Origin of the sequence: Lysobacter sp. ESA13C (assembly GCF_019970005.1) — a bacterium.
Classification (GTDB): Bacteria; Pseudomonadota; Gammaproteobacteria; order Xanthomonadales; family Xanthomonadaceae; genus Lysobacter; species Lysobacter antibioticus_B.
Window position 1 is genome coordinate 667,316 of sequence record NZ_JAHXYK010000001.1, and the last position, 13,319, is coordinate 680,634.

Sequence of the window (13,319 nt, forward strand, 5' to 3'; positions counted from 1 at the left end):
CTCGCAGGGAATCCGCAGACGATGGACGGCCACCCGAGTTTCCCCGACCCGGTAACCAAAAGCATCGACATCCAGGCCGCGCCGACGACGGTGTGGCAGGCGCTGACCGATCCTGTGCGCATGCCGGCGTGGATGTCGGAGGAGCCGCTCGAAGTCGTCACCGACTGGGCCATCGGCAGCCCGATCGTGATCCGCGGCGTGTTGCACGGACGGCTGCGTTTCGAGAACAGCGGCATCGTTCGCGCCTTCGAAGCCGGGCGCGTCCTCGAATACAGCCATTGGAGCTCGCTGTCGCGGCGCGCGCTCGCCGACGCGCCCGAGAACCACGTCGGCATCGCATTGCGGCTGCATCCGAGCGGCCACGGCACGCGACTCGAGCTGAGCCTGAGCAATCTCGGCGACTATGCGGTCTACGGCCACATGAATTTCTACTGGGAAGTCACCCTGGCGGTGCTCAAGCGTTACTGCGAAGCCCAGGCGCGGTAACGAGCGTCCGTTGCGCGGCCACGCTCGCCGCCCGTCGGCGCGATGCGAGTTGCCGCGGACGGCCATTGAATCGGCAACGCAGCTGCCGGCATAGTCGCGCCATCAATGGACCGCCATCGAGAAAGGAAGCGGCATGAATCGCTCGACCCGCTGGATGCTGTCGTTGGCGATGCTCGTAATCGCGCTGCCCGCAGCCGCGCAGGACATCGAATGCGACTTCGACCAGGACTATCTCGCCAAACGCATGCGGCAAGCCGCTGCGCGCCACGGCGGCCGACTCGATGCCGCCACCGGCACCGCCGTCTGGACACTGCGCAACGGCGAGACGGTCACGGTCGCCAGCGGCGGTTGCGTGCATTACGGCACGACGGTGAGTCTGGTCTATGCGCCCGGCGCGTCCGCACCTTCCCGTGAAGTCGCCATCGAGCGCCTGTTCGCCGCGGTCTCGAAGTACTGGCAGCCGGCGGCTGCACGCCGTCTGCAGGCTTTGGTGCAGGCCGGCGCGTATGCAACCAAGACCTTGGACGACGGCAGCATCGAACTGGTCGGCTCGCTCGACCCGGGGGAAAGTTTTTCGTTCGAATATCGCCTCATCCTCGGCAAGCACGAGGTGCGGATCAGCTGGGAAGAAGCCTGATCCGCGAAACCGCAACCCGCGCACAAACTTGAAAACCGCGCGGCGCGGGTGTTAGCTGGCCGCCTCAATGCGCCGCCGCGCAGTCGCGGTCGGCGCGCACGCGCGACGATCGCGATGCGGTTCAACGGAGGCGCAATGAAGCGGGAACTCGAAGGCAAGGTCGCGGTGATCCACGGCGGTGGCGGCGCGATCGGCGGCGCGGTGGCGCGTGCGTTCGCGCGCGAAGGCGCTCGCTTGTTCCTCGCCGGCCGTAGCCAAGCGCGTCTCGATGCGGTCGTGACGGACATAGCGGGCGCCGGTGGCGTGGCCGAAAGCGCGCGGGTCGATGCGCTCGATGCCGACGCCGTCGAACGCCACGCCGAGGCGGTCGCGGCGAAGGCGGGCGCCATCGATATCGTTTTCAACGCGGTGGCCTTCGTGCACGTGCAGGGCGTGCCGTTCGCCGAACTGCCGCTGGCCGACTTCGAGTATCCGGTCCACTCGTACATTCGCTCCAACTATCTGACCGCACAGGCGGCCGCGCGCCACATGGGCGAACGCGGCGGCGTCATCCTGAGCCTGGTCACGCCGGTTGCGCGCATGACCGGTCCCGGCTATCTGGGCCATTGCGTCGCCTGCGCCGGTGTCGAAGCGATGTCGCGCCATCTCGCCGGCGAACTCGGCGGGCGCGGTATTCGCACCGTCTGCCTGCGTTCGCATGCGATCCCCGAAGCGCTGGACGCGGGTTCGCACAGTCGCGAAGTGTTCCAGCCGCTCGCCGACCAGGCCGGCATCTCGGTCGAAGCGATGCTGCAGGGCGCGGCCGAGAGCACCCTGCTCAAGCGTTTGCCGACGCTCGCCGACATCGCCGGCAGCGCGGTCTACGCCGCTTCGGATCGCGCCTCGGCGATGACCGGCGGCATCCTCAATCTCACCGGCGGTTTCCTGGTGGATTGAAACGCGGGCGACTCAGGGCTCGTCGCGTTGCGCATCCGGCGCCCACACCACGCCGAGTGCGCGAATGCCGAAACCGGACACGCGCTGCACTTCGCGCCACGGGTCCAGCGAGGTGTCGAATTCGATGATCTCGTAGGAGCGGCCGCAGGTGCGCCAACCCGTGCACGGCGCGATGTTCGGCGCCTGGTCCCAGGGAATGCCCGACAAGCGCCGCAACTCCACCCACGCCTCGGCCAGCGAGCCGTGTTGGCTCAGCGATTGCGCGTGATCGGTGTCTTCGATGATGAAGCGCGTCGCCATGATGTCGATGCGTGCTACCCAGAGAGTGGGACTGCGGGGCAAGACCGGGCAGTCGGGCCGGCCTTCCCCAAGGCCGGCGATCCCGCGGCATCGTAGCCGGGCTCATGCGTCAGGACAAATCGCCGTGCGTCACCGTCCTTGCGAACCGCGAGCGCGACTGGAGATCAACCGCGGCGGCAAGATCGCGATCGCGAAAACCCGGATCGCGATCACACCCGGCTACGGCGCCTGCGCACTCGTGCGACACGAAGCGCGACGGCGCGCCCGCTTGCGATGGCGGCTCAAGGAAAGCAGCGGTGCGCGCGACGAGGCGTGCGTACTGCGAACACGGACGACGACGTCCTCGCAACCGAGCGCTAGGGCAGGGTGAACTTGCGCATCGCGCGCAGCGGCCACAGCGAAGTGAAGCGCGCGCCGCCGACCAGGCGATGCGCGGCCGACATGCCCTGGATCAGGCCCAGGCGTTCCAGCACGTCCTTGGCGCGGCGGAAGCTATGGCGCGGGTCGGCGGTCAGCATGAACAGATTGATCTCTTTCGCGCTGACGTCGTAACCCTCCAGCTCGACCGTATCGCCCAGCGCGGCCTTCAACTCGGCCTCGATCGTCGCCAGGAAGGCCTCGTCGGCCAGGGACTTGCGCCAGAACTTGATGATGAGTTGATGATCCATCCGCCGATTGTAGGCGCAACCGCGAACGGCGCGATCTGCCCGTGCCGCAATGCCGATGCGCGATCGCGTCGCGCGCCGCGTTGCAGTCGTAATGCCGGATGCGGCCGGCAACAAAGCGGCCCGGTTTCCCGGGCCGCTCGTCAAGCTTCCCCGCCTGCCTCGCAGCTCAGTCCTGGGCGCTCTGGTAGGCGACCAGGTAGCGGCCTGCGGCGACCGCGAAGGCGGCGCGGCTCACCGTCTTGCCGGGGTCGAAGTAGGCGTGCAGGGTCGGTTGCAGATCGAACGGCCCCTGGGTGACGGCGAAGCGCGCATTGATCAGGCCGCGGTCGAGGGCCAACTGCACGTAACCGCGCAGGCTGGCCGGGATCGACGCCGCATCGTCGACGACAATGCGCTTGCCGTCGTAGAACGCGGTCAGCTGGCCGTTGAACGCGCGCGCTTCGCTCTGCAAGGCCAGGCTCTGCACCAGCGAATAGGCCAGGCTGACCCGGCTGACGCTGTCGTTCGGGCGGAACGCGCCGTTGAGCGTGCCCATCACGCCGTCCTGCGACTGGCTCAGGTCGCGCAGTGCGCCGCCGTTGGCGACCGCGGATTCGGCATAGGCGTAACGCGCGTCGCCGGGCGAGAGGTCGCTGAAGCTGGAGCGGCCGTTGAACGGCAGGTACTGGCGCACGCTCTGGCCCATCAACAGGTATTGCGCCAGTTCGCTGCGCTTGAGCGTGGCATCGGGGCGGAACTGCTGGTCCGAGTAACCGTCGACCAGCCGGTTGGCGACGGCGAATTCGATCGCCGAGCGCGCCGGGTGGGTGGCGACGTCGCCCATGCCGGTGTAGCCGCCGCTCTTGAGGAAACTGATTTCGCCATCGACCGTGCCGGGCAGGCCGTAGCCGTTGGTGACCTTGGCCGGGTCGAGGTTGGTGCCGGACACCGAGCCGACGCCGCGCACGCTGACCTTCCACACGCCGGGCTTGCCGGGCGCGCCGGTGGTGACGGTGTCGCCGAGCACCGGCAGGGCGATCGAGGAGCCGTACTTGATGCCGTCCGGATCGGTCAGCACCACCGCCAGCGTGTTCTCGCCGATGGTGGCGCGGGCCGCGACCCAGGCGATGTCGCTGGCGACGGTGAAGCTTTGTTCCTCGACCGTGCCGACGGGTGCGAAGTCGACCGAGAACGGCAGGTTCGGCACGCCGCCGGACAGGATCGCGTTGGCGTTGAACGCACGCAGCGGGTTGACCGTGGCGCCGAAGCCGTAGCGCAGCGCGGCGGCCTCGGCGACCGCGGTGTAGGCGTTGACGTGGCCGGCACCGGCTTCCCAGGCCAGGCGCCCGGTCATGTTGGTCGAGGTGCGCTCGAGGATGTCCTTGATCTGCGCCGGGGTCAGGTTCGGATTGGCTTCCAGCATCAGCGCCACGATGCCGGCGACGTGCGGCGTCGCCATCGAGGTGCCGCTCATGTGGGTGTAGTGGGCCAGATAGGCCGGCGCCAGGGTTTCGGCGTCGTGCTGCGCTTCGGTCGCCGGCAGGGCGCCGGTCAGCGCGCGCGTGGAGACGATGTCCACGCCCGGCGCGACGATGGTGGGCTGGTTGAAGTAGGTCCACTGGCGGCCGTCGGGCATGGTGAAGCTGCCGCTCTCGCCGCGCTTGCCGCGCGAGGAGAAACCGGTCAGCACGCCGTCCTTCTCGCCGGCGCCGACCGAGATCACCCACGGCGCCTGTGCGTAGGGGTTGTGGGTGTCTTCGCCGGGGCCGTCGTTGCCGGCGGCGAACACGCTGACGATGCCGCGCTTGTACAGCTCGTAGGTCGAAACGTTGACCGGGTTGAGCGGATCGAACTTGCCGCTGCTGCCCCAGGAGTTGCTGGTCACGCGGATCGGGTGATCGAAGCTGAACTGCTTGGTCGCGGCGTAATCGAGGCCGCCGACCGCATCGAGGATCAGCAACACCGCACCCGAGCCGTAACCGACCAGGTCCGCACCCGGCGCCACGCCGCGGTACAGGCCGTTGGAGCGGGCGCCGTTGCCGCCGATGGTGCCGGCGCAATGGGTGCCGTGGCCGGAACCGAGGTCGGTGTTGATCACGCCCTCGGTGTAGGAGATCGGCAGCATCGAGTCGAGCGAGTTGAGGTTGGTGGTGCCGAGGGTGTTCTCGACCACGTGCTCGCGGAACTTGAGGTCGTCGTGGGTGGCGTCGATGCCGGAGTCGTTGACCACCACGGTGACGCCGGCGCCGCTGAACGGCACTGCGCGCACGTAGTCGCCGGGGTTGTCGACGGTGCGGGCGGCGCCGGTGATCTCGCGCGCTTCCTTGTTGAAGTAGCGCAGCGGCGCATTCCAGTAGATCGAGGCGACGTCGTCGCGCTGGGCCAAGGCGCGGATCTCCGCCGGCGTCGCCAGGGCGCCGGCGATCGGCAGGGTCCGCATGGTCACGCCCTGGTCGATGCCGAGCGCGCGCAGCGCCGCGACCTGGGCCGGGGTCACCGGGCTGGACTGCTTGTAGCTGACCACCACCTGCAGCGGCTCGGTGCCGGCGACGGCGGCCATGCGCTTGAGCAACTGCGGGTCGAGGTGGGCGTCGGCCAGGGCGACGCCGCTGGCGAGTACGCCGACGGCGATGGCGCAGACGCGGAAGGTCTTACGGGGAATTCGCGATGACATGGTCGAATGGCTCCGGAAACGCCGAGGACGTGAGGCGTGTCCGGAGTATTCGCAGCCGCCCGGGGCCATCGCATCGGGACTTCCCCCTAACCCGGCTGGGGAGAAACCCTCAGGTGCCGAGGGCCGAGCAAGGCCGTGCGACGGCCCCTACCGCGCTGCCGCGGCAGGGGCCTGCCGCCGTGCTACAGCCCCTGTGCGACCTGGGCCGCCTCGTAGGCATCGACATGACCGCTGCCGACCTCGTAAGGCTGGCGTCCGGCCATCGGGTCGGCGGTGGATTGCAGCACCTGTTTGACCTCGAGCGGGCTCAGCCCGGGGTTGGCCTCGAACAGCAGGGCGACGATACCGGCGACATGCGGCGTCGCCATCGAGGTGCCGCTCATGTGGGTGTAGAACGGCGCCTGCAGGCCGAGGGCGGCATCCTGCGGCGTGGCTAACAAGGGCAAGGCGCCGGTCAAGGCGCGCGCGGACACGACATCGACGCCGGTCGCGACCAGGCTCGGCTGGTTGACGTAGGTCCAGTGCGAGCCGTCGCTCATGGTGAAGCTGCCGCTTTCGCCGCGCTGGCCGCGCGAGGAGAAGTCGGCCAGCGTGCCGTCCTTCTCGCCGGCGCCCACCGAGATCACCCACGGCGCCTGTGCGTAAGGGTTGTGGGTGTTTTCGGCCGGGCCGTCGTTGCCGGCGGCGAACACGCTGACGATGCCCTTCTTGTACGCCGCATAGCTGGCGAGGTTGACCGGGTCGGTGGGGTCGAAGGCGCCGCTGCTGCCCCAGGAATTGGAGATCACCTTGATCGGCGAATTGAACGCGTGTTGCTTGGCGATGGCGTAGTCGAAGCCGCCGACCGCATCGAGGATCGAGATCACCGCGCCGGAACCGTAGCCGACCAGGTCGGCGGCCGGGGCGACGCCGCGCTGCTGGCCGCCCGAACGCGCGCCGCTGCCTCCGACGCTGCCGGCGCAATGGGTGCCGTGGCCGGAGCTGAGGTCGGTATTGAGTTGGCCTTCCAGGTAAGTCGCCGGGCCGAAACCGGTCACCGAGGCCAGGTTGGTCAGCGCCTGTACGTTCTCGACCACGTGGTTGCCGAATTTCAGGTCGTCGTGAGTGGCGTCGATGCCGGAATCGTTGACCATCACGGTGACGCCGCGACCGGTGTAGCCGAGCGAGGGCGCCGCCTGCAGGCGGTCGACGCCGGACAGACGGCGCGCGTCGGCGTTGTAGTAGCGCAGGCTGCGGTTGAAATGGATCGCGGCGATATCGTCGCGTTGCGCGAGGGCGCGGATCTGCGCCCCGGTCGCCAGGGCGCCGGCGATCGGCAGGCTGCGCATGCGGATGCCCTTGGCGATGCCGAGCGCCTGCAGAGCGGCGACCTGGCCGGTCGTGACCGGGCCGGTTTGCTTGTAGCTGACCACGATCTGCAGCGGCTCGTTCGTGGCCGTCGAATTCAGCTTCGACAGCAACTGCGGATCGAGCCGGGCCTCGGCCAGGGCCAGGCCGCTGCTCAGCAGGCCCAAAGACAGGGCGGACAGTTTCAGTGCCTTGCGACGAGTGCGATTCATGCGAGCGAAGACTCCCTAATGACCCGATGGCCGTGTCGGCCGAACATGAACCGGCCGCGGCGGTCGGGGCATCCGGGATTCCCTTCAGCGGCAAGCGCGGAAAACCCCCAGTCAGCTTCCTGGGGACGGCGCTGAGGGAAATCCCCTAGAGACACACGTCACATTTCGGTTTAGCCTGCCTCTCCGCGTGGTCGTACGCCGGAGTAAGCGATGGGGAAGTTGGCGTTGGCGTCGAGGCTGCTGGCAGCCGCCGCCCTGTTCGTATCCAGCGCGGTCGCATCGGCGCAATCGTTGCCGGTCACCGTCAACGCTTCCGGCAACACCGCCACCATCGTGGTCGGCGATCCCACCCAGCCGGTCGCCGACCTCACCCTGACCTTCGACGATGCCAGCGGCCTGCAGGCGTCCAGCCTGGGGGTCAGCGCCCAGCTGGTCAGCCTCAGCGACAGCGCCCTGCTCGCGCGCCTGCCTGGCCTCGGCCTGACCCCGCTCGACCCGGCCTTTCCGCTGCTGATCACCATCGAGCCGCCGGCGCTCGGCGGGCTCAGCTTCCGCCGCAGCGTGCGGGTCGAGGTGCATACCCATGCGCTGAGCTACAGCGCGGGCAGCTCGTATCGTTTGTTCAAGGCCCCGCTGGGCGGCAACTTCCGCGACATCTCCGACGAAATCGCTCCGGGCAGCGTGCGCGCGCGCGGCACCACCGGCGGTTTCTCGCAGTTCCTGGTGCTGTCGGACCTGCGCGCCACCGGCAGCGTGATCGCCCAGAAGATCGCCTGGCTGCGCGCCCGTGTCGATCAACTGCCCTTGGCCGAGCAGGCGGCGTTCGATGCCTGGCTCGACACCGTCGCCACCGCCGTCGCCGCGGCCGAGTACGCCGATGCGATCGCGGCGCTGGATGCGTTCCGCGCCCGCGCCGTCGCCCGCGCCGGCAGTCCGCTCGCCGACCAGTGGCGCGCCGCCCGCGACCTCGACAACCATGCCGGCGAACTGATCGCGGGGGCCGCGACGCTGAAGTTCAGCGTCGCCTACCTGCGCGACTTCGGCCAATAAGCACACCGCGTCATCGGCGGCTTGCGCTTTGCGCCGTCGCGCCTGCCTTTCCCGCATCGGCGACGCTAAGATGATCCGATGCAGGCGCGCCTGATCGCCTATCCGCCAGATCACGCTGCGGTCGTCCGGTCATTGCGGCCGGGCGACGCGTTGAGTATCGGCCGCGCGCCCGACTGCGACCTGGTCATCGCGCACCCTTCGATCTCGCGCCGCCACGCCGAACTGCGTGGCGAAGCCGACGGCTGGCGCCTGCGCGACCTCGGCAGCAAGAACGGCAGCTTCGCCGACGGCCTCGCGGTCGACGAACTGGTCATGACCGAGCCGTATTGGCTGCGCTTCGGCGACGTGCATTGCGAATTCGCGCCGCTCAGCGCCGCCGAGATCGCCGCCGGCGAACAGGGCCAGTCGCTGCGCCGCGCCGCGGCCACCGCACACACGATGCGGCTGCAAGGCCTGACCCGGCTCGACGACTTGCTCGACGGCAGCCTGCGCGCGGTGTTGGACCTGGCCCAATGCGAGCGCGGTTTCGTCCTGTTCGAAGCCGGCGACGGTGACGGCTATAAGGTGCACAGCAGCCTGGCGCTCGACCCGGGCCGGCTCGGCGCGCGCGAATTCTCCGGCAGCGTCGGCGCGGTGCGGCGGGCCTTGCAGCAACGCCGCGCGGTCGTCGCCAACGATGTCCGCAGCGAAGCCTGGCTGGCGACGCGCGCCTCGGTGGTCGCGGCCGGAATCAACACCCTGGTATGCCTGCCGCTGCTCGACGGCGAACAAACCCTCGGCGTGCTGTACGCCGATCGCGTGCGCCCGGGGCCGGCGATCACCACCCTCGACCTGGAATTGCTCGAAGCCTTCGCCGAAGGCGCGGCGGTATGGATCGCCGTGCGCCGTACCAGCGAATGGCTCGATGCCCAGCCGGCCGCGCCGCAGTGGGAGCGCATCGTCGCCGCCCAGTTCGGGGAGGCGGGATGAGCGCCTCCGGCGGTGCCGGGCACGACGCGACCGCCACCGGTCTCTATCGACACGCCGATCTGCCGCCGGGCAGCGTGCTGGCCGGGCGCTTCCGCATCGAGTCGATGCTCGGCGTCGGCGGCATGGGCGTGGTCTATCGCGCCACCGACCTCGCCTTGGACATCCAGGTCGCGCTGAAACTGCTGCGCCCGGAACTGATGCACCGCCCGGATGCGCTCGAACGCTTCCGTCAGGAACTGCTGCTGGCGCGGCAAGTGTCCAGCGCCCACGTCGTGCGCATCCACGATCTGGCGCAGCACGAAGGCCGTTGGCTGATCAGCATGGATTTCGTCGACGGCGAATCGCTCGATCGCCGCCTCGACCGCGACGGGCCGTTCGCCGTCGACAGCGCCCTGCGCATCGCCCGTCAACTCGCCGAAGGCCTCGCCGCGGCGCACGCCAAGGGCGTGGTGCACCGCGACCTCAAGCCGGCCAACGTGCTGCTGGATGCGCAAGGCAATGCCTACATCAGCGATTTCGGCGTGGCGCGCTCGCTCGCCAGCAGCGGCCTGACCCAGTCCGGCGCGGTGATCGGCACGCCGGACTATCTGTCGCCGGAGCAGGCGCGCGGCGAAGCGCTCGATGCGCGCAGCGATCTGTATGCGCTCGGCCTGATCCTCTACGAAATGCTGACCGGGAAGCTGCCGTTCGCCGGCGGCACGGTCAGCGAAGTGCTGGCGCAACGCATGCTGCGCACACCGCCGCCGGTGACCGCGCAGCGCGCCGAACTGCCGGCCTGGATCGCGCGCCTGGTCGACAAGCTGCTGCGGCCGCAACCGGCGCACCGCTTCAAGGACGCGGCCGCGGTGATCGCCGCGCTCGACGCCAAAGAAGTGCCTCGCGACGGCTATCGCGAAGGCGGTCGTTCCACGCGCGCCCTCTGGCTGGCCGCGGCCGCCGCACTGGCCTTGCTCGCCGGCGCCGGCGCGTGGTGGTGGCAGCGCGACAGCGCACCGGTGCAGATGGCCTCGGCGCCCCTGGACCGTCTGCTGGTCTTGCCGATCCGCCATGCCGGCGACGATGCGCTGGCGCCGCGTCTGCTCGGTTTGGGCGCGCATTTGCGCGATGCGCTCGCGGCATCGCCCGGTGTCGCGGTGGTCGATGAAGAACGCACCGTGCAGGCACTGCGGCAACTCGACCCGACCGGCAACGCCGTACCCGATAGCGCCGCCTTGAGCCGGCTCGCCGCGGCGCGGCGCGTGTTGCAGCCGCGCTTGGTCGAGCGCGACGGCCGTTGGCGCATCGACGCCGAACTGCGTGTCGGCGGCGCCCCGGCGCAGACCCTCGCCGGGCCGCTTGCCGCCGACCCGACCGCGGCCTTGCAGGCCTGGGCGGCGAAGCCGGACACCGTGCGCGCGCTGGCCTTGCCGTCGGCGATCGCGCTGGCCTTGCCCGATACGGGCAAGGCGCTCGATGCCTATGGCGCCGGCCTGCTGGCGCGTCGCCAAGGCCGCTTGAGCGATGCGCTGACCCAGTTCGGCCTCGCCACCGCCGCCGCGCCCGATTACGCCATGGCCTGGCTCGCGCAGGGCGAAGCCGCCCTCGCCATCGGCGAGCAGGACGCCGCCTTCGAAGCGATCGAACGCGGCCAGGCCGTGGCCGGCATCGGCGAACGCCTGCGGCGCCGGCTCGATGCCGAACATGCCCTGCTGCAAGGCGACCCGCCCAAGGCCGTCGCGGCCTGGCGCGAGTGGTTGGCCAAGACCCCGGACGACACCTACGCCGAACTCAACCTCGCCCGCGGCCTCGGCGCCGGCGGCGATTTCAAGGCCGCCGTCGCCGCCTTGCTGCGCCTGGCCGAGCGCGACGGCGACGACCCGCGGGTGTGGTTCGAACTCGGCAAGTTTTCGATCCTGCAGGGGCAGGCGCGGCGCGCGGTCGACGACTACCTCGTGCGCGCGCTGGTCTTGTTCAAGCGCAGCCGCAACCTCGGCGGCGAAGCCGAAACGGTCAACGCGCTCGGCGTCGGCTACGGCCGTCTCGGCCAGTCGGCCGACGCCGCCGAGCAATACCGCAAGGCGGTGGAGCTGCGGCGTGCGCTCGGCAACCGCCGAGGCGTGGCGACCAGCTTGCGCAACCTCGCCAACGTGCTTGCCACCACCGGCAAGTTCGACGAGGCCGCTGCCGCGTTGGCGCAGGCGCGCGCGCTGCATGTCGAGCTGGACGATCGCGCCGGCTTGGCCGCGGTCGAAAACGAACTCGGCCTGCTCGCCGAGGAGCGCGGCGACTACCCCGGCGCGCTCGACGCGTTCCGTCGCGCTTTGCAGGCCTGGCGTCAGGTGGAGGACCCGCACGGCACCGCGCAGGCGCTCAACAACATCGGCTTCGCCGACTATCAACTCGGCGCCTACGACGACGCCCAGGTGTATTGGCAGCAGGCCGCCGAGGCTTATGCTGCGCTCGGCGAACAGACCGGGCGCATCCGCACCGAACAGAATCTCGGCCTGCTTGCGACGGCGCGCGGTCAGTGGAGCGAGGCGCGCCGCCTGCTGCAGCATTCCTTGAGCGCCGCCGAACAGCAGCAGATGTTGGAAGAGGTCGCGGTGAGCCGCCGCAACCTCGCCGAACTGGAACTGCTGCAAGGCCATTACGCTGCGGCGATCGATCAGGCGCGCCAGGCCGGCGAGCTGTTCCGGCAACGCGAAGACGCGCGCGGCCAGGTCGATGTCGACCTGCTGCGCGTCCAAGCCCTGATGCAAGCGCAGGCCCTGGTCGAGGCCCGGCGTTTGCTCGACGAGCAAGACAAACCGCTCGCACAAGCGTCCAGCGAACAACGCGCGATCGCCTATCTGCTGCAAGCGCAGCTGGCCGCGCGCGGGCAACGCGCGGCGCAGGCCGGCCCCGCCTTGCGCCAGGCCCGGCAACTCGCCGAGGCCTCCGGCGTGCGCCAGTTGCAACTGCAGATCGCGCTGGAGCAGGCCGCCAATGAGCGCGTTGATCCCTCGCTCGACCGCGCCACCGCCAGCCTCGGTCACGCCGGCTTGCGGCTGGCCTGGCTGGAGTTGGCGATGCGGCAGGCCCTGGCCGCAAGCAATCCCGCGCTTGCCCTGGGCCATTACCGCGAAGCCGTGCAGCGCCTGCGCGACGGCGACTTCCATCGCGCCCGAGCGCTGCATCGTCTCGGCGCGCGCGCCTACGCAGCGACCGGCGACGTCGCCGGCGAACGCAGCGCCCGCAACAAGGCCGATGCCGCACTGAAGACCATGCGCGACGGATTGCCGCCGGCCCTGCGCGCCGGCTTCGACCGCATCGAAACGCCGTCAGGCAAGGAGGCGCCATGAGCCGCTCCGATCCCACCGAGCCAGACCTGTCGCTGGAACGCATCCGCGATCAATACCGCAGCCTGCTGCAACGCCTGGAAGCCAACGAACGCGAGTTCCGCCGGCTCGGCCGCTCGGTGTGGCGAGTGCAGGAAGACGAGCGCCGCCGCCTCGCGCGCGAACTGCACGACGGCATCGGCCAAAACCTCACCGCCCTCAAGCACCGCCTGGTCCAACTCGGCGACGGCTTGTCAGCCGAGCAACGCGCGCGACTGGAAACGGCGATCGCGCTGTGCGCCGACACGCTCGAAGACACGCGCGAGCTCTCGCGCCTGCTGCGCCCGCCGATCCTCGACGACCTCGGCCTGGAACCGGCGCTGCGCTGGCTGGCGCGCAGCCAGAGCGAAGCCAGCGGCATGGACGTCGCGATCGAGATCGAAGCGCTGCCGGCGCTCGACGGCGATCTGCAGACCTTGCTGTTCCGCGTCGCCCAGGAGGCGATCAACAACGCGGCCAAACATGCGCAGGCACGCAGTGTGCTTTTGCGCCTCGTCGCGCGAGGCGGCCTGCTGCAATTGCAAGTCGTCGACGACGGTTGCGGTTACGACCCCGACGCGGTGGCCGCGTCCGGCGGCTGCGGCCTCGGCGGCATGCGCGAGCGTCTGCGCCTGTACGACGGCAAACTCGAAATCCATTCCGTGCCCGGCGAAGGCACGCGCCTGCGCGCGGTGCTGCCGTTGCCGCCCGTCGCCGACGCCTGAG

11 protein-coding genes are annotated in these 13,319 nt (G+C 69.8%); 7 read left to right on the plus strand and 4 right to left on the minus strand.

Features of this window, described 5'->3' with window-relative positions; all coding sequences use genetic code 11:
• Positions 1-21: 21 nt before the first annotated feature.
• The 3 genes from LC490_RS02980 (at position 22) to LC490_RS02990 (ending at position 2,059) form a co-directional block, all read left to right on the plus strand.
• Positions 22-486 (plus strand): SRPBCC domain-containing protein, encoded by a 465-nt coding sequence (locus LC490_RS02980; protein ID WP_223619244.1) that lies wholly within the window; start codon positions 22-24, stop codon positions 484-486.
• Positions 487-619: 133 nt separating this feature from the next.
• On the plus strand, positions 620-1,123 hold the full coding sequence (locus LC490_RS02985) for a hypothetical protein (protein WP_223619245.1): 504 nt from the start codon (positions 620-622) through the stop codon (positions 1,121-1,123).
• A 135-nt stretch (positions 1,124-1,258) separates the two neighbouring features.
• Positions 1,259-2,059 carry an SDR family oxidoreductase gene (locus LC490_RS02990; RefSeq protein WP_223619246.1) on the plus strand — a complete coding sequence of 267 codons (801 nt, stop codon included), beginning with the start codon at positions 1,259-1,261 and terminating at the stop codon, positions 2,057-2,059.
• A 12-nt stretch (positions 2,060-2,071) separates the two neighbouring features.
• Here LC490_RS02990 and LC490_RS02995 read toward each other — a convergent pair whose 3' ends face one another.
• The 4 genes from LC490_RS02995 to LC490_RS03010 all read right to left on the minus strand — a co-directional run bounded on the left by LC490_RS02995 (position 2,072) and on the right by LC490_RS03010 (position 7,239).
• Entirely contained in the window at positions 2,072-2,359 is a 288-nt protein-coding gene (locus LC490_RS02995; RefSeq protein WP_031370629.1) for a hypothetical protein, read from the minus strand.
• A gap of 356 nt (positions 2,360-2,715) precedes the next feature.
• A complete protein-coding gene (locus LC490_RS03000) occupies positions 2,716-3,027 on the minus strand; it encodes a hypothetical protein (RefSeq protein ID WP_031370630.1) in 312 nt (103 codons plus the stop codon).
• 166 nt (positions 3,028-3,193) lie between these two features.
• On the minus strand, positions 3,194-5,680 hold the full coding sequence (locus tag LC490_RS03005) for a S8 family serine peptidase (RefSeq protein WP_223619247.1): 2,487 nt from the start codon (positions 5,678-5,680) through the stop codon (positions 3,194-3,196).
• A 182-nt stretch (positions 5,681-5,862) separates the two neighbouring features.
• Complete coding sequence (locus LC490_RS03010) at positions 5,863-7,239, minus strand: S8 family serine peptidase (RefSeq protein WP_223619248.1); 1,377 nt, start codon at positions 7,237-7,239, stop codon at positions 5,863-5,865.
• 210 nt (positions 7,240-7,449) lie between these two features.
• Here LC490_RS03010 and LC490_RS03015 point away from each other — a divergent pair, with 210 nt between their 5' ends.
• The 4 genes from LC490_RS03015 (at position 7,450) to LC490_RS03030 (ending at position 13,318) form a co-directional block, all read left to right on the plus strand.
• On the plus strand, positions 7,450-8,289 hold the full coding sequence (locus LC490_RS03015; protein ID WP_031370633.1) for a DUF6689 family protein: 840 nt from the start codon (positions 7,450-7,452) through the stop codon (positions 8,287-8,289).
• A gap of 78 nt (positions 8,290-8,367) precedes the next feature.
• The gene (locus tag LC490_RS03020; protein WP_051884398.1) at positions 8,368-9,258 is read left to right on the plus strand and encodes an FHA domain-containing protein; all 891 of its coding nucleotides are present in this window, start codon (positions 8,368-8,370) and stop codon (positions 9,256-9,258) included.
• Positions 9,255-12,578, plus strand: a complete 3,324-nt coding sequence (locus LC490_RS03025) for a serine/threonine-protein kinase (RefSeq protein ID WP_223619249.1) — start codon at positions 9,255-9,257, stop codon at positions 12,576-12,578. The genes LC490_RS03020 and LC490_RS03025 overlap by 4 nt, the downstream gene beginning before the upstream one ends.
• Positions 12,575-13,318: a sensor histidine kinase gene (locus tag LC490_RS03030; RefSeq protein WP_223619250.1), complete on the plus strand. Its 744-nt coding sequence runs from the start codon at positions 12,575-12,577 to the stop codon at positions 13,316-13,318. The genes LC490_RS03025 and LC490_RS03030 overlap by 4 nt, the downstream gene beginning before the upstream one ends.
• Position 13,319 lies beyond the last annotated feature (1 nt).

Excerpts from the sequence above, each read along its gene's own strand:
- LC490_RS02980 (WP_223619244.1), top strand. The coding sequence starts at position 22 with ATGGACGGCCACCCGAGTTTCCCCGACCCGGTAACCAAAAGCATCGAC.
- LC490_RS02985 (WP_223619245.1), top strand. The coding sequence starts at position 620 with ATGAATCGCTCGACCCGCTGGATGCTGTCGTTGGCGATGCTCGTAATC.
- LC490_RS02990 (WP_223619246.1), top strand. The coding sequence starts at position 1,259 with ATGAAGCGGGAACTCGAAGGCAAGGTCGCGGTGATCCACGGCGGTGGC.
- LC490_RS02995 (WP_031370629.1), bottom strand. The coding sequence starts at position 2,359 with ATGGCGACGCGCTTCATCATCGAAGACACCGATCACGCGCAATCGCTG.
- LC490_RS03000 (WP_031370630.1), bottom strand. The coding sequence starts at position 3,027 with ATGGATCATCAACTCATCATCAAGTTCTGGCGCAAGTCCCTGGCCGAC.
- LC490_RS03005 (WP_223619247.1), bottom strand. The coding sequence starts at position 5,680 with ATGTCATCGCGAATTCCCCGTAAGACCTTCCGCGTCTGCGCCATCGCC.
- LC490_RS03010 (WP_223619248.1), bottom strand. The coding sequence starts at position 7,239 with ATGAATCGCACTCGTCGCAAGGCACTGAAACTGTCCGCCCTGTCTTTG.
- LC490_RS03015 (WP_031370633.1), top strand. The coding sequence starts at position 7,450 with ATGGGGAAGTTGGCGTTGGCGTCGAGGCTGCTGGCAGCCGCCGCCCTG.
- LC490_RS03020 (WP_051884398.1), top strand. The coding sequence starts at position 8,368 with ATGCAGGCGCGCCTGATCGCCTATCCGCCAGATCACGCTGCGGTCGTC.
- LC490_RS03025 (WP_223619249.1), top strand. The coding sequence starts at position 9,255 with ATGAGCGCCTCCGGCGGTGCCGGGCACGACGCGACCGCCACCGGTCTC.
- LC490_RS03030 (WP_223619250.1), top strand. The coding sequence starts at position 12,575 with ATGAGCCGCTCCGATCCCACCGAGCCAGACCTGTCGCTGGAACGCATC.